Here is a 16,043-nt window from a genome sequence, read left to right as displayed (position 1 = left end):
CCCCGGAAATTCTGACGAAAAATTGAATTTCGGCCCCGGCCGGGTTCTGCGAGGATGTGTGGGTCGACCACCCACACGCTCCGTGAAGGCAGGACTCCGACCATGTCGCTCTTCCGCTACACCCGCGCTGGCCAGACGCAGGGCGCGCCACGCAAGCATTCCCCCCTGCTCTGGATCGCACTGATCGCACTCATTCTGGGTGCCGTCGCGCTGGCCTTCGCCTGGCTGGCCGGCTGGATTGGCGACCGCCTGACCGCGCAGCGCTTCACCGACACCATCGAAGCCACCGGCCCGGCACATCCCGGGTTCCGCCGGGCGCACAGCAAGGGCATCTGCGTGAGCGGCTGGTTCGAACCCAGTGCACAGGCCCCTACCCTGTCCAGTGCACGGGTTTTCTCGCAGCGCCGCGTGCCGGTGATGGGCCGCCTGTCGATCGGCGGCGGTGATCCCTACGGCGCCGACAACACCGCGCGCGTACGCAGCCTGGCGGTGCAGATGGTCGGCGATGACGGCCAGGAATGGCGGATGGCAATGAACAGCTTCCCGTTCTTCGCGGTGCCCGATGCCGAGGCGTTCTACGAGCAGACGCGCGCCTCCATTCCCGACCCGGCCACCGGCAAGCCCGACCCGCAGAAGATGGCCGCGGTGCTGGCGAAATACCCCAGTGCACAGGCGTTCCAGCAGTGGGCCAGGACGGCACCGTGGACCAGCAGCTGGGCCGACACCACCTTCAACAGCGTCAACAGCTTCTGGTTCACCAACGCGCAGGGCCAGAAGCGCGCGGTGCGCTGGCGCTGGCAGCCGCAGGCGCCGGTGGTGGAGATGGATGCGGAAACGCGCAAGCAGGCCAGCGTCGATTTCCTCAGCCAGGAACTGCAACAACGCCTGGCCAGCGGCCCGGTGCGCTGGAACCTGGTCGTGACCACCGCCGAGCCTCGCGATGCCATCGATGATCCGTCGGTACCGTGGCCCGAATCGCGTGATCAGGTGGTGGCCGGCGTACTCAGCCTGGACCGCATGCAGTCGCAGGAGGAAGGCGCCTGCGGCCAGATCAACTTCGATCCGCTGATCCTGCCCAGTGGCGTGCGCGGCAGTGATGATCCGATCCTGGCCGCACGCTCTGCGGTGTACTCGCAATCCTTCAACCGCCGCGAGCGCGAGCGCGCCAGCGGCAACGTCGAGCAACCGAAGGAGGCCGCACGATGAGCACCGGCAACGGCCACTTCAACCTGCTGGCGCGGGTGCTGCACTGGACCATGGCGCTGATGATCATCGCCATGCTGTTCATCGGCGTGACCATGGTCGCCTCGCTGCACCTGCGGCCGATGCTGATCGACCTGCACCGACCACTGGGCATCGCGATCCTGCTGCTGGTGCTGCTGCGCCTGTACAACCGCCTGCGCCACCGCCCGCCGCCGCTGCCGGCCGACCTGCCGGTGTGGCAGGTGATGGCGGCCAAGGCCTCGCACTGGATGCTGTATGCGCTGATGCTGGCGATGCCGTTGATCGGCTGGGCGATGCTGTCGGCCGGCGGTTACCCGATCGTGCTATGGGGCGGCCTGCACCTGCCGCCGATCGTGCCGCACACCCCGGCGTTGTATGCCGCGCTGCGTAATGCGCACAGCCTGCTGGCGTATGTGTTGTTCGCCACGGTGCTGATGCATGTGGGGGCGGCGCTGTTCCATTTGTGGGTGCGGCGGGATGGCGTGTTCCAGGCGATGGCGCGCGGGAAGGATTGATGGGGTTCGCCGGGTGTTCCCGGCGGATTGTTTTCCGCGACCGCGGGGGGGTGTCACTTTTCTTTTCGCGCGAAAAGAAAAGTAACCAAAAGAAACGCGCCGCCAGAGCGCGAGCCGGTGCTGCGCACCGGTACCCTGTGCTTCTCGGTGAATCAGGGGACGGCGCCGAACTCGCTACGCTCAAACACCGGCGCCTCTTCGCCCCTGATTCCCCTGCGATGCTCGGCTCGCTCAAGGCGGACCCAACATCAAGAGCGACAGCTGCGCCCAGTAGATCCACGCCATGCGTGGATGCTGTTGCCGTTGATCTTGACCTTCCAGTCCGCCTTGAGCGAGCCGAGCACCGCAGGTCCGGCGAGGGCGAAGAGGTGCGGGTGTCTGAGCGCAGCGAGTTCCCGCGCCGTCCCTCGACGGACCGAGGAGCGCAGGGCACCGGCGTGCGAAGCACGCCGGCTCGCGGCCGGCGGAGCGTTTCTTTGGTTACTTTCTTGATGGCGCACATCCATGTGCGCCACCCTACGGGCCGGCTACGCCGTTCCACGCTGCTCCTGCAGCGTGGTGCACGAGCAAAGAAAGTGACACCCCCTCCGCGGTCGCGGAAACAATCCGCCGGGCAGCGCCCGGCGCTACCAGTGCGTCGGCGCACGCCCCTACAACCATCCCTTCTGCCGCGCCAGCCGGTACGCCTCGATCCGGTTGGCCACCCCCAGCTTGCCGATGCACTCGGACAGGTAATTGCGCACCGTGCCATGCGACAACCCCAGCTGCTCGGCAATCTCGCTGGCGGTACGGCCCTCGCCCGCCAGCCGCAGCACGCGGCGCTCGCGATCGGTCAGCGGGTCGGCCTGCGACCACGCATCCAGTGCCAGCTGCGGGTCGATCGCGCGGATGCCCTGCTTCACCTTGCGCAGGGCATCGGCCAGGTTCTCGGCCGGTGCGTCCTTCAGCAGGTAGCCCAGCACGCCCGCTTCCAGCGCGCGGCGCAGGAAACCGGCACGGGCGAAGGTGGTCACGATCACGACCTTGATCGGCAACTCGTGGCGGGCGATGCGCTGGGCCAGTTCCAGCCCGGACAGGCCAGGCATTTCGATGTCAGTGACCAGAATGTCCGGCTGCAGCTGCTGCAGCATGCGCCACGCCGCCTCGCCGTCAGCAGCGCTGCCCAGCACCTCGATGTCCGGCTCCAGGCCCAGCAGCGCCGACAATGCACCGCGCACCATCGCCTGGTCTTCGGCAAGCAGGATGCGGATCATGCGGCACCATCCCGTGCCAATGATGCTGACGACAGCGGCGTGGTCGCGGCCACCAGTGGCACGCGCACGGTCACTAGGGTGCCTTCGCCGCGCGGCGACTGCAGTGACAACTGGCCGCCCAGCGCCATCGCCCGTTCGCGCATGCCACACAATCCGTTGCCCTCGGCCTGTACGCCACCGCGGCCGTCATCGCGTATCTGCATCACCAACTGTCGTTCCTCAAGCATGAAATCCACCTGCACCCGGGTCGCCTGTGCGTGGCGCACGATGTTGGTCGCAGCCTCGCGCAGCACCAGCGCCAGCCCACGTTCCACTTCGACCGGCATCGGCGGCGGCGGTGTGTACTGCAGGTGTACCTGCTGGCATTCCAGCAGCAGGCGCGCCGAGGCCAGCTCGCCAGCCAGGTCGCTGGCGCGGATGCCGGTCACCGCACTGCGCACCTGGGCCAGCGCCTCGCGGGCGATCGCCTCGGCTTCGCCGATCTCCTGCCGCGCGCGCGCGTCATCACGGTCGTACAGCTTGCGCGCCAGTTCCAGCTTCAGCGTGATCAGCGACAGCGTGTGGCCCAGCAGGTCATGCAGATCGCGGCCGATACGCTCGCGCTCGGCGGTGGTGGCCAGCCGCCGCACCTCGTCCTGGGACAGCTGCAGGGCAACGTCCCGTTGATGGCTCAAGGCCTCCACGTTCACCACCAGGCCGACGATGAACGACACGGCCGGCATCCACACCATGGCTTGCCACGGATAACCGACGTAGAGTGCAGCGCCGCAGAACAACAGGTTCAGGCCGGTGAGCTGCAACAGGTACACCCACCAGCCGCCACGGCTGCTCATGCGGATCATCACGCAACCGAACACGAAGTAGCTCAGTCCCGACGGATACCACGGCAGCAGCACCAGGGCCATCAGGATCATGCCCAGCGCATAGCGCCATGCGTGGTGCCGTGGCGCCAGCATCACCTTCGCATAGAGCAGCAGGAACAGCGGATAGCTGGCCACGGTCAGCAGCAGCCAGCGCACCGTGAAGCCATTGCCGAGCACCGGGGTGAGGAAGATCCAGACCGACCACAGCAGGTGGATCGCACCGCTCCAGGGCGACTTGCCACGCCGCAGCAGGTCGGCCACCGCCGAGTCCGGCGCGGGGCGCAGCAGGGACGCAAGCCAGCTCGACGACACGGAAGAATCCAGGCGGGAATGATCGCTGCCGATCATGCCAGTTCAGCCGATCCGGCGCAGGCGGCGGCGCGCCAGCAGCAGCGCCACCACCGTGACCGCCAGCAGCACCAGCAGGTGGCCAGCCATGCTGCCCACCGACGGCAGCCCGACCACCGGCAGCGCCAGCTGCGCCAGATGCCAGGTTGGCCACAGCGGTGCCATCATCGAGAACACCTTGGGCAGCGCCGACAACGGCAGCCACAGGCCCGACAGCAGGGCCAGCGGCAGGTAGACCAGGTTGACCATCGCCGGCGCCGCGCTGGCACTGACATGACTGCCGATCAGCAGGCCGATCGCCCCCAGCGGCAGCGCTGCCAGGCCCGCCACCGCCAGCAGCTGCAGCATCTGCACTGCCTGCAGCTGCACGCCACCCAGCGCGCGCGCCACCCCGATCAACAGGGCGGCTACCAGCAACGCGAACATCACGGCCATCGCCAGTCGCGCCAGCAACGGTGCCGCCGCCGGCATCGGCAGCGCTCGCTTGAGGGTCAGCAGGCCGCTTTCTCGGTCCAGCGCCAGCTGCACGCCGAAGCCGAACAGGGCCGGGGCCATCGCACCGAACACGCAGTAGGTGGCCAGCAGGTAGAGCGGTGCATGGCCGCGGCCCAACAGCACGCCGAACAACAGGTAGAACAGCACCGGGAACAGCAGCGAAGGCACCGCGAAGGCGGGTGTACGCCAGGCGCGGCGCAGCTCGGCCACCAGTTCAGCGCCGTACGGGCGCAAGGCCTGGCGCCACGCCGATACCGGCGCGGGTGTGGTGCCGGTACGGGTCATCGTGTTCATGCGGCCTCCCGGGTCATGTCGAGGAAAGCGTCGGCCAGTGCCGCGCCCTGTACTTCCAGCTCACGCAGCTGTGCATCGGCGGCCAGCAGGCGCGCCACCACCGGCTCGGCCGGGCTCGCCAGCAACTGCAGGTGCTCGCCATCACGCTGCACCTGCTGCACGCCCGGCCACTGCTGTACCTCTTCAACAGTCAACACGCTGCGGCAGCGGATGCGGCGCGGCCGATCGGCCAGGCGCAGCTCGCTCAACGGTGCATCGGCCAGCACCCTGCCCTGCTCCAGCACCAGCACCTGCTGCGCCAGCGCTTCGGCCTCTTCCAGATAGTGGGTGGTCAGCAGCACGCCGCAGCCTTCGGCCACCAGCTGCCGGATCGCCTGCCACATCGCCTGCCGCGCCTGGATGTCCAGACCGGTGGTGGGCTCGTCCAGGAACAGCACGCGCGGGCGGCCACACAGCGCGATGGCGAACTGCACCGCGCGCTGCTGGCCACCGGACAGCTGACCGTAGCGACGGCCTGCCAGTGCCTGCAGGCCTGCGCGCTGCAGCACCTCCTGCAGCGGCATCGGGTCCGGATAGCAGGCGCTGGCCTGCGCCACCAGTTCGTCCGCCTGCAGCATCGGCGGCAGGCTGGTGCTCTGCAGCATCACGCCCAGACCGAGGCGGCTGCTGCGCTGCTGCGGGTCGCCACCGAGCAGCTCGACCTGGCCGGCATCGGCGCGGCGCAGGCCCAACAGCACGCTGATCGCGGTACTCTTGCCGGCACCGTTGCGGCCCAGCAATGCCAGCACCTGGCCAGCGCGGACCTGCAGGTCGATGCCCTGCAGGGCGGTATGGTCGCGGTAGCGCACCTGCACCTGCTGCAGGCGGGCCAGCGACGGGGCGATCGGATCCATGGGCGGTACCGGTAGCGGGGACGTTGCCATCCTGTGCCGCCGTGGTCACATTTCGCAGTTGCCGCCGTCAGTGTCATCGGATGACAGCTGTCACTGCCGTCATCGCTGTGCCTGCCTTCATGCTGTGCCGCACGCTCCACCGCCGGAACCGCCGCCGTCCGCGCTTCCGGCCACACCCGCCCGAACGCCTGTGATGGAACGAATGAACGCTTCTGCCGAGCTGTTGAAGGAACTCCGTATCGACCGCAAGTCGCCGCCGCCCGCCTCCGGTGGTGGCAGCAATGGTGGTGGCCGTCGTTGGCTGTGGATCGCGATCATCGTGGTCGTGCTGCTGATCGCCGCTGCCGTGGCCTTCCTGTTCGGCCGCGCGCCGGCCGTGGAAGTGGAAACCGCGCCCGCAGTGGCCATCCAGCAGGGCAGCGCCAGCAGTTCGGTGCTCGATGCCAGTGGCTACGTGGTCGCCCGGCGCATGGCCACGGTCTCGGCCAAGATCACGGGCAAGGTGCGCGAGGTGATGATCGAGGAAGGCATGCGGGTCGAAGCCGGCCAGGTGATGGCCACCCTGGATCCGATCGATGCCGATGCGCAGCGCAGCCTGTATGCCTCGCAGTTGCAGGCCGCGCGCAGCCAGGTGGCCGGGCTGGAGGCACAGCAGAAGCAGGCCGCCGCCGAAGCCAGCCGCCTGCAGGCGCTGGTCGGCCAGCAACTGGTGTCACGTTCGCAGTACGACCAGGCCGTGGCCCAGCGTGACAGCCTGCGTGCGCAGCTGGAAACGGCCCAGCGCAACGTCAAGGTCGCCAACGACCAGCTCGCCATTGCCGATCTGGGCGTGGACAACAACATCGTGCGCGCGCCGTTCTCCGGCGTGGTCACCGCCAAGGCCGCGCAGCCGGGCGAAATCGTTTCGCCGCTGTCGGCGGGCGGTGGTTTCACCCGTACCGGCATCGGCACCATCGTCGACATGGACTCGCTGGAGATCGAAGTCGAGGTCGGCGAGGCCTTCATCGGCCGCGTGCAACCGAAGATGCCGGTGGAAGCCACGCTCAACGCTTATCCGGAGTGGAAGATTCCGGGCGAGGTGATCGCCATCATCCCCACTGCCGACCGCGGCAAGGCCACGGTGAAGGTGCGCGTGGCGCTGAAGGTGAAGGACCCGCGCATCGTGCCGGAGATGGGCGTGCGGGTCAGCTTCCTGGAGCAGGCGCAGCCGCAGGCGGCCGCCAAACCGCAGGGCGTGCGCGTGCCGGCTGGCGCGGTGGTCCAGCGCGAGGGCGCCTCGGTTGCCTTCGTACTGGGCGACCAGAGCCGCGTGCAGCAGCGCACGGTCGAGGCCGGCCAGGCGATGGGCAAGGACCGCCAGATCCTCAAGGGCGTCAGCGCGGGTGAGTCGGTGGTGGTGAACCCGCCGGACACCCTGCGCGATGGCGCCAAGGTGCAACAGAAACAAGCGCAGTAACGGCCTGGCGCCCATGGGCGCCGCCGGCAACACCGCTCGACGCACGCCTGCGGCCACCGCAGGTGCGCTTCCCCGTTTCCCGCCTTCCGTGGAGAACCACCCATGTCGACCCTGGTTTCACTGCGCAACATCACCAAGACCTACCAGCGTGGCCCCGAGAAAGTGCAGGTGCTGCACGGCATCGACCTGGACATCGCCAGCGGCGACTTCGTCGCGCTGATGGGCCCGTCCGGCTCGGGCAAGACCACCCTGCTCAACCTGATCGGCGGCCTGGACAACCCCAGCGGCGGCGAGATCAGCATCGAAGGCGAGCGCATCGACCAGATGAGCGGCGGCCAGCTGTCGACCTGGCGCAGCCACCACGTCGGCTTCGTGTTCCAGTTCTACAACCTGATGCCGATGCTGACCGCGCAGAAGAACGTGGAGCTGCCGCTGCTGCTGACCCATCTCAATGCCGCGCAGCGCCGCCGCAATGCCGAGATCGCGCTGACCCTGGTCGGCCTGGCCGACCGCCGCAGCCATCGCCCCAATGAACTGTCCGGCGGCCAGCAGCAGCGCGTGGCGATCGCGCGGGCGATCGTCTCCGACCCGACCTTCCTGATCTGCGACGAACCCACCGGCGACCTCGACCGCCAGTCCGCCGAGGAGATCCTCGGCCTGCTGCAGCAGCTCAACCGCGAACACGGCAAGACCATCATCATGGTCACCCATGACCCGAAGGCCGCCGAGTACGCCACGCACACGGTGCACCTGGACAAGGGCGAGCTGGCCGACGCGCCGCTGGCCCACTGACGGAGGCCACGGCGATGAAATACTTCTCGTTGGTGTGGGCGCAGCTGTTCCGCAGCCGCACGCGCACCCTGTTGACCCTGCTGTCGGTGGTGGCCGCGTTCCTGCTGTTCGGCATGCTCGACTCGGTGCGCGTGGCGTTCTCGTCCGGCGGCAGCGTGGAAGGCGCCAATCGCCTGGTGGTGGCCTCGCGGCTGTCGATCACCCAGTCGCTGCCGATCCGCCTGGAAACCCAGATCCGCCAGGTGGCCGGCGTGCGCGACGTGGCCTACGGCATGTGGTTCGGCGGCATCTACCAGGATCCAAAGAACTTCTTCCCGAACTTCTCGGTGTCGCCCAACTACTTCGATGTCTACCGCGAACTGCAGATCGATCCGGCACAGCTGGAGGACTGGAAGCAGACCCGCACCGGCGCCATCGTGGGCGAGACCCTGGCCAAGCAGTTCGGCTGGAAGATCGGCGACACCATCCCGTTGCAGGCCACGATCTTCCCGCGCGGCGGCAGCAACGACTGGCCGCTGGAACTGAAGGGCATCTACCGTTCCAAGGACCGAGCGCTGGCGGCCAACGAAGAACGCCAGTTGATGATGAACTGGAAGTACTTCGATGAATCCAACGACTACATCAAGAACCAGGTGAGCTGGTACACGGTGACGCTGGACAACCCGGATCATTCCTCGCGGGTAGCGCAGGCCATTGATGCAATCTCGGCCAACTCCGACCACGAGACCAAGACCCAGACCGAGTCGGCGTTCCAGCAGGCCTTCGTCAAGCAGTTCGCCGACATCGGCATGATCGTCACTTCAATCATGGGCGCGGTGTTCTTCACCCTGCTGCTGCTGACCGGCAACACCATGGCGCAGGCGGTGCGCGAACGCGTGCCGGAGCTGGCCACGCTGAAGACGCTGGGCTTCAAGGACAGCACCGTGCTGACCCTGGTGATGGTGGAGTCGGTGCTGCTGATCGGCCTGGGCGGCCTGATCGGCATGGGCCTGGCCGCACTGATCCTGCCGGCGATCGGCCCGAAGAGCATGGGCATGCTGCCGCCACACGTACCGACGCCGACCTGGCTGATGGGGCTGGGCCTGATCGTGGTGATCGGCATCATCGTCGGGTTGTTGCCGGCGCTGCGTGCCAAGCGCCTGAAGATCGTCGACGCACTGGCCGGCCGCTGAGGAGGACACCGACATGTTCAAGAGCAAACTCAAGAAATGGCTGGGCAACGGCCTGACGGTGCTGCTGCTGGTGATCGGCCTGGTGCTGTGGATCAGCCTGCCGTGGGTCGGCGTGCTGGCCGTGGCCGTGCTGGTGGCACTGTGGCTGCTGCTGACCCGTGGCGGACGGTTGGCGCTGGCCGCCACCCGCATCGGCGTGGCCAGCCTGCCGCAGCGCTGGGGCGCGTCCTCGGTGATCGTGGTCGGCATCGCCGGCGTGGTCGGCGTGCTGGTGGCGATGCTGGCGATGGGCGAAGGCTTCCAGGCCACGCTCAACAACACCGGCGACGACACCACCGCCATCGTGCTGCGCGGCGGCTCGCAGGCCGAGACCAACTCGGTCATCACCCGCGAGCAGGTGCCGACGTTGTCCACCCTGCCCGGCATCAGCCGCGATGGCGAAGGCCGGCCGCTGCTGTCGCCGGAGCTGTCGCAGGTGGTCAACCTGGTGTCGAAGTCCGACGGCACCGACGTCAACGCGCAGTTCCGCGGCGTTGGTCCGCAGGCCTGGGCCGTGCATGACAAGGTCAAGATCATCGAAGGCCGCAAGTTCGCAGCCGGCCTGCGCGAGATCGTGGTCGGCCAGGGTGCCAAGGGCCAGTTCCGCGACATGGACGTGGGCAGGACGCTGACCCTGGGCAACCAGACCTGGACCGTGGTCGGTGTGTTCGCCACCGGCGATGCGCACGATTCGGAGCTGTGGACCGACGCCGATACGCTGGCCACCACCTACCAGCGCAGCGCCTGGCAGTCGATCAGCGTGCGTACCGATGGCAAGGCCGGCTTCGAGCAGTTCAAGGCAGCGGTCGCCGCCGACCCGCGCCTGAAACTGGACGTGGAAACCACCCGTGTCTACTACAGCAAGCAGGGCGGCGGGCTGACCAAGCTGATCGACATCCTCGGCAAGGTGATCGGCACGATCATGGCGGTGGGTGCAGTGTTCGGCGCACTCAACACCATGTACGCGGCCGTGGCCACCCGTGCGCGCGAGATCGCCACCATGCGCGCGATCGGCTTCCGCGGCCTGCCGGTGGTGACGGCGGTGATGCTGGAGACCATGCTGCTGGCGTTGCTGGGTGGCCTTCTGGGGTGTGCGGTGGCGTGGCTGCTGTTCAATGGCTACAGCGTGTCCACCATCGGCAGCAACTTCAGCGCGGTGGTGTTCAAGTTCCATGTGTCGCCGGAACTGCTGTGGACCGGACTGAAATGGGCGCTGGGCATCGGCCTGGTCGGCGGCCTATTCCCGGCGCTGCGCGCGGCCCGTTTGCCGATCACCACGGCGTTGCGCGAAACCTGAGCATCACACAGCGGTGGACTGCGCATCACGCAGGGGACGGAGCGAAGGCTCCGTCCCTTTTCTTTTGCGCGTCATCCACGCTTGGTGGTGAGCCAGGACGTCCAGTAGATCCACGCCGTGCGTGGATGGATGCCGGCGCACGCGCACGGCTACAGATTGCGGGAAATACGCCGCTATCGATGCCTCTGCCCATCGAAAGCGCAACGCGCGTGACGTTGCGCACATCCCATCTGTGGATTGTTGGTTGCGATTCATTTTCGCGCACATCCGCGGCGCAGAGGCAAACAGTTACGAATGGAAACATTCTAGAATCGCCCCCCCACGTTGGTTTGCAGCACCCCACGCGTCCATAGAACGGGCGCTTGTTTTTCCTGAAACACGAGATTTCACGGATGTCCCTGAAAACCAATCCGCTGCGCAACGCGATCGTCATCGCGCTGGCCGCCAGCTGCACCACCCCCGCCTTCGCACAGAGCGCCGGCGATACCCCGACCAACCTCGATCGCATCGAAATCACCGGCTCGCGCATCCGCCAGGCCAGTGTCGAGACCGCACAGCCGGTCGTCGCGCTCAGCCGCGCCGAGATCGAGAAGAAGGGTTACATCAACGTCGCCGACATCCTGCAGGACGTCACCGCCGCCGGCGCACCGAGCCTGAGCCGCTCGTCGTCGCTGAGTTCTTCGCGCGACTTCGGCGGCACGTACGTCAGCCTGCGCAACCTCGGCCCGGAGCGCAGCCTGGTGCTGATCGACGGCCGCCGCATGGGCGTCAGCGCCGGTGGCTACTCCGACCTGGCTTCGATTCCCTCGGCGATTGTCGAGCGCGTGGAAGTGCTCACCGATGGCGCGTCCGCGCTGTACGGCTCGGACGCCATCGCCGGTGTGGTCAACATCATCACCCGCAAGAACTTCGACGGTGGCGAAGCCAGCGTCTACGTCGGCCAGTACGGTGAAGGTGACGGCCAGAAGCGCTCCTACAGCGCCACCTTCGGCAAGACCTTCGACCGCGGCTGGTTCAGCGTCGGCGCCGAGCGCACCAAGGAAGACGAGATCCTCGGCAGCGAGCGCGAGTTCAGCCGTTACCCGGGTGGCCCGCGCCATCCCGACGACGTCAAGGCACTGAACCAGACCACGCAGTGGGGCAGCGTCACCGTCGACGGCAAGTCGCTGACCGTGGGCCCGGGCGGCGACCCGAGCCAGAAGGGCAATTTCCACACGCCCAATCCGGCCGATGGTGCCAACACCAAGACCAACATGAGCCTGCTGAGCGGCCTGGAGCGCACTTCGGTGTTCGCCAACGGTGGCTTCTCGATCACCGATGACCTGCGCATCGTGGCCGACGCGCTGTACAGCAAGCGCGAGTCGACCAAGCACCTGGCCGGCTACCCCTACTCGGTGTCCACCGCACAGGCGCGCAACGGTTCCCGTGCTGCCCTGTCCAAGGACAGTGCGTTCAACCACTGGGGCCAGGACGTGCTGTTCTCGCACCGCACCGAAGAAATGCCGCGTGCGACCGAGAACAACCTGGACACCAAGCGCGCCAGCATCGGCCTGGAAGGCAGCTTCGAAACCGGTTCGCGTTACTGGGACTGGAACGTCAGCTACATGTACAACCGCAATGAAGGCGAGCGCATCGGTACCGGCAGCATGTACCAGCCGCACGTCGACCTGGCGGTCGGCCCATCCTTCATGGATGGCACCGTGGCACGCTGCGGCAGCCCGGGCGCCGTGATCGCCGGCTGCGTGCCGTGGAACCCGGCCGCGCCGATGGGCTATGCGGGCCCGGGCTCGCTGAGCAACCAGGACGTGCAGGACTACCTGTTCACCCGCTTCGTCGACAAGATGAAGAGCACCACGAAGGTTGCCAGCGCCAACATCTCCGGTTCGGTGTTCACCCTGCCGGCCGGCGACGTGATGGCCGCGATGGGCTTTGAGCACCGCAACGAAGAAGCCAGCTACACCCCGGACCTGATGGTGCAGAAGGGCCAGATTGCCGGCACCACCGGCCAGCCGACCCGTGGCGACTACTCGCTCAACGAGGTCTACCTGGAGCTGCAGGTACCGCTGCTGGCCGACATGCCGTTCGCGCGTGAACTGTCGCTGGACCTGGCCGGCCGCTACACCGACTACAACACCTTCGGTTCGACCACCAACAGCAAGTTCGGCCTGAAGTGGAAGCCGATCGACAGCCTGCTGGTGCGCGCGACCTACGGCACCGGCTTCCGTGCGCCGACCGTGGACGACCTGTACGGCGGTGCGGTGAAGAGCCGTGATTCGTTCACCGATCCGTGCGATACCTCGTTCGGCATCGCTGCCAGCAGCGCGACCGTGGCCGCACGCTGCCAGGCGCTGAAGGTGCCGGCGGACTTCCGCCAGCAGACCGCGTCGGAAGGCAACGTCGCCAACCGTCCGGGCCAGCAGGGCATCGCCGATTTCGACTCCGGTTCCAATGCGAACCTGAAGCCGGAAACCGCCAAGACCTGGACCGTGGGCCTGGTGTACAGCCCCGAGTTCGTGCCGGGCCTGGACGTCAGCCTGGACTGGTGGAAGATCCGCATCGACAACGCGATCGTGGGTGAGTCGGCCACCGACATCCTCAACCAGTGCTACGTGCAGGGCGTGGATTCGGCGTGCGGCCGCTTCACCCGTTCCACCAGCGCCAAGACGCTGGGTCAGGTGACGTCGCTGGACCGCTCGCTGGTCAATGCGGGCTACCGCGAAACCGCCGGCTACGACTTCAGCCTGCGTTACCGCCTGCCGGAAACCGCGTTCGGCCGCTTTGCCGCAACCTGGAACACCACCTACACCGACTACCTGGAGCAGCGCAACGACAGCGCCGCCACCACGCCGGTGGAGCAGAAGACCGGCTGGCAGGGCAACTTCCGCGTGCGTTCGACCTTCAACCTGGATTGGCAGTACGGCGACCTGGGCATCGGCTGGACCGCCCGCTACTACTCGGGCATGAAGGAAGCCTGCTCGTATGACCTGGCCGGTGGCCCGGACTGCAACATGGCCGGCTTCGTCTCGCCGTACACCGATGCGCAGCCGAGCCGCAAGGTGGGCTCCAACACCTTCCACGACCTGCAGGTGCGTTACAGCCTGCCGTGGGACGGCACCGTGTCGCTGGGCGTGAACAACGTCTTCGACCACCAGGGTCCGATCATGTACAGCCAGCCGAACAGCAGCTTCACCTACTACGGTGGCTTCGACATCGGTCGTTTCATGTACATGAAGTACCAGCAGCGCTTCTAAGCCTGCAACCGCGTTCCCGCCACCGCCATCTCTCTCTCCTGGCGGTGGATGGAAGCAGAACGGCGCCCTTCGGGGCGCCGTTCTTTTTTTCGGGAAGCGGGGTCGGATCCCTTCGCCCTGCGAAGGGCTCTGACCCCACGCGACGGATAGAACAGGGTCAGAGCCCTCCGCGTTGCGGAGGGATCCGACCCCGCAGCCCCGCCGGCGCTAGCGCTTGGCGCGCATCGTGCGGATGTTGTCACCGACGAACAGGATCAGGCCGGCCCAGATCGCGGCGAAGCCGATCGCCTTGGCAGTATCGAACGCTTCGTGGAAGAAGAACACGCCCAGCAGCAGCTGCAGGCTCGGCGCGATGTACTGCAGGATGCCGACCAGCGACAGCGGGATGCGCTTCACGCCGTAGGCGAAACCGATCAGCGGCACTGCGGTCACTGCGCCACCGAAGATCAGCAGCAGGTCATTGCGCCAGCCCCAGCCGTGGAAGAACGCGCCGCCATGGCCGTTTTCCGCCCAGATCGCGAAGGCCAGCGCCGGCAGGAACAGGTACATGCTCTCCACGCCCAGGCCGGCCACCGGATCGACCGAGACCAGCTTGCGCAGCAGGCCATACAGGCCGAACGAACAGGCCAGGCCCAGCGCGATCCACGGCGGCGTACCCGCGTCGATGGTCAGCCAAGCCACGCCCACCGCCGCCATCGCCACCGCCACCCACTGCAGGCGCCGCAGCCGCTCCTTCAGCACCAGCACGCCCAGCAGCACGTTCACCAGCGGGTTGATGAAGTAGCCCAGGCTGGTCTCGATCACATGGCCGGCGTTGACCGCCCAGATGTACAGGCCCCAGTTGAACGCGATGGTCAGGCTCGACACCAGCAGGATCGGCAGCGCGCGCGGCTGCGCGGCGATCTTCTGCCACCAGCCCAGGCGCGAGCTGATCAAGAGCCAGCCCAGCACCATCACGGTGCTCCAGATGATGCGGTGGGCGATGATCTGGAACGAGGGTACCTCGTTGAGCAGGTGCCAATAGACCGGCACCAGGCCCCAGATCACGAAGGTGGATGCGGTGACCAGCAGGCCCCGGCGTTGTTCTTTCTCGTCCATGCTCACTTCTTTCTCGTCCTTGCCATTGTCAGCACCACCACACCCAGGAGAATCACCGCCATCGCCAGCAGGTCGCGCCAGCCGAAGCGCTCGCCGTTGAGCAGCGCGCCCAGCAGCACCGCGATCACCGGATTGACGTACGCATAGCTGCCGGCCAGCGCCGGCCGCACGTTCTGCAGCAGCCAGACGTAGGCGGTGAAGGCAACGATGGAACCGAACACGCACAGGTAGGCCATCGCCAGCAGGCCACCGGTATCGGGCAGCGTGGTCGGGCGCTCGCCGACCGCCAGGCCGATCAGCACCAGCAGCACGCCACCGCAGATCATCTGCCCGGCGGCGGTCATGAACGGGCCCGGCAGGTCCAGGCCGCGCGCCCACACCGAACCGAAGGCCCAGCCGATCGGCGCGATCAGCAGCAGCACCAGCCCGGTCGGCGAGGCCGTCAGGCTGCTGCCGGCGTTGAGCCAGACTACGCCGAGGAAGCCGATGGCGATGCCCAGCCACTCACCGCGGCTGGCATGCTGCCCGCGCAGCGCCGAGAACAGCGCCATCCACAGCGGCACCGAGGCCACTGCTGTCGCGGCCAGGCCCGAGGACACCTCACGCTCGGCCAGCACCACCATGCCGTTGCCCAGCACCAGCATGGTCACGCCCATCACCACCAGGTTGCGCCACTGCCGCAGGGTCGGGTTCGGCATCTTCCAGAACAGACGCAAGGCCAGGAACATCAGGCCACCGGCAATGATGAACCGGCTGCCGGAAACCATCGTCAGCGGCAGCGCGCCGCCGTGCAGGGCCTTGGCGATGCCCAGGTAGGTCGAGCCCCAGACCACGTAGACCAGCAGCAATGCCAGCGCGACAAGGCCACCCCGGGGGGCAGCCGCAGACGAAGAGGGGGGAACCGACATGACACACCAGGGAGCCGGGGGAAGGCGGATTCTAGGACGTTTTGAGTATGGTCCGGCACCCCGGACGGTGGCACGCTGTCATCCATCCATGCACCCTGCTCTGGTCTGCTACCCCGTGTTGACGGCCGATGCAGTACCAAGAGGG

Annotated in this window: 13 protein-coding genes; 7 read left to right on the top strand and 6 right to left on the bottom strand. The window is 67.2% G+C overall.

The window, feature by feature from the left end:
• Window positions 1-102: 102 nt before the first annotated feature.
• Window positions 103-1,206, top strand: coding sequence for a catalase family peroxidase (locus AC5P99_RS10085; protein ID WP_495213114.1), 1,104 nt, complete (start codon window positions 103-105; stop codon window positions 1,204-1,206).
• Window positions 1,203-1,739 (top strand): cytochrome b, encoded by a 537-nt coding sequence (locus tag AC5P99_RS10080; protein ID WP_088436371.1) that lies wholly within the window; start codon window positions 1,203-1,205, stop codon window positions 1,737-1,739. The genes AC5P99_RS10085 and AC5P99_RS10080 overlap by 4 nt, the downstream gene beginning before the upstream one ends.
• Window positions 1,740-2,389: 650 nt before the next feature.
• Here AC5P99_RS10080 and AC5P99_RS10075 read toward each other — a convergent pair.
• Genes AC5P99_RS10075 through AC5P99_RS10060 form a run of 4 tightly spaced genes read right to left on the bottom strand, consistent with a single transcriptional unit; the run spans window position 2,390 to window position 5,885 of the window.
• A complete protein-coding gene (locus AC5P99_RS10075; RefSeq protein ID WP_005407733.1) occupies window positions 2,390-2,992 on the bottom strand; it encodes a response regulator transcription factor in 603 nt (200 codons plus the stop codon).
• A complete protein-coding gene (locus AC5P99_RS10070; protein ID WP_108269904.1) occupies window positions 2,989-4,203 on the bottom strand; it encodes a sensor histidine kinase in 1,215 nt (404 codons plus the stop codon). The genes AC5P99_RS10075 and AC5P99_RS10070 overlap by 4 nt, the downstream gene beginning before the upstream one ends.
• Window positions 4,204-4,209: 6 nt before the next feature.
• Window positions 4,210-4,992: an ABC transporter permease gene (locus AC5P99_RS10065; protein ID WP_049449513.1), complete on the bottom strand. Its 783-nt coding sequence runs from the start codon at window positions 4,990-4,992 to the stop codon at window positions 4,210-4,212.
• Window positions 4,989-5,885: an ABC transporter ATP-binding protein gene (locus AC5P99_RS10060; protein WP_108269906.1), complete on the bottom strand. Its 897-nt coding sequence runs from the start codon at window positions 5,883-5,885 to the stop codon at window positions 4,989-4,991. Before AC5P99_RS10060 ends, AC5P99_RS10065 begins: the two co-directional genes overlap by 4 nt.
• 202 nt (window positions 5,886-6,087) lie before the next feature.
• Here AC5P99_RS10060 and AC5P99_RS10055 point away from each other — a divergent pair, with 202 nt between their 5' ends.
• The 5 genes from AC5P99_RS10055 (at window position 6,088) to AC5P99_RS10035 (ending at window position 13,892) form a co-directional block, all read left to right on the top strand.
• Entirely contained in the window at window positions 6,088-7,341 is a 1,254-nt protein-coding gene (locus AC5P99_RS10055; protein WP_005407729.1) for an efflux RND transporter periplasmic adaptor subunit, read from the top strand.
• Window positions 7,342-7,443: 102 nt separating this feature from the next.
• The gene (locus AC5P99_RS10050; protein ID WP_004137569.1) at window positions 7,444-8,133 is read left to right on the top strand and encodes an ABC transporter ATP-binding protein; all 690 of its coding nucleotides are present in this window, start codon (window positions 7,444-7,446) and stop codon (window positions 8,131-8,133) included.
• Window positions 8,134-8,147: 14 nt separating this feature from the next.
• Entirely contained in the window at window positions 8,148-9,305 is a 1,158-nt protein-coding gene (locus tag AC5P99_RS10045) for an ABC transporter permease (protein ID WP_019338655.1), read from the top strand.
• Between the two features lie 13 nt (window positions 9,306-9,318).
• Window positions 9,319-10,641 carry an ABC transporter permease gene (locus tag AC5P99_RS10040; protein ID WP_088436368.1) on the top strand — a complete coding sequence of 441 codons (1,323 nt, stop codon included), beginning with the start codon at window positions 9,319-9,321 and terminating at the stop codon, window positions 10,639-10,641.
• 392 nt (window positions 10,642-11,033) lie between these two features.
• Window positions 11,034-13,892, top strand: a complete 2,859-nt coding sequence (locus AC5P99_RS10035) for a TonB-dependent receptor plug domain-containing protein (RefSeq protein WP_005407725.1) — start codon at window positions 11,034-11,036, stop codon at window positions 13,890-13,892.
• Between the two features lie 207 nt (window positions 13,893-14,099).
• Here AC5P99_RS10035 and rarD read toward each other — a convergent pair whose 3' ends face one another.
• On the bottom strand, window positions 14,100-14,996 hold the full coding sequence (rarD, locus tag AC5P99_RS10030; RefSeq protein ID WP_032965507.1) for an EamA family transporter RarD: 897 nt from the start codon (window positions 14,994-14,996) through the stop codon (window positions 14,100-14,102).
• Window positions 14,993-15,898, bottom strand: coding sequence for a drug/metabolite exporter YedA (gene yedA, locus AC5P99_RS10025; RefSeq protein WP_043035189.1), 906 nt, complete (start codon window positions 15,896-15,898; stop codon window positions 14,993-14,995). The genes rarD and yedA overlap by 4 nt, the downstream gene beginning before the upstream one ends.
• Between the last annotated feature and the right edge of the window lie 145 nt (window positions 15,899-16,043).

Source organism: Stenotrophomonas sp. YJH_SMC_80, from assembly GCF_059372495.1.
Note: the sequence above shows the minus strand (reverse complement) of the source record. Positions and strands in the feature narration are given on the sequence as shown.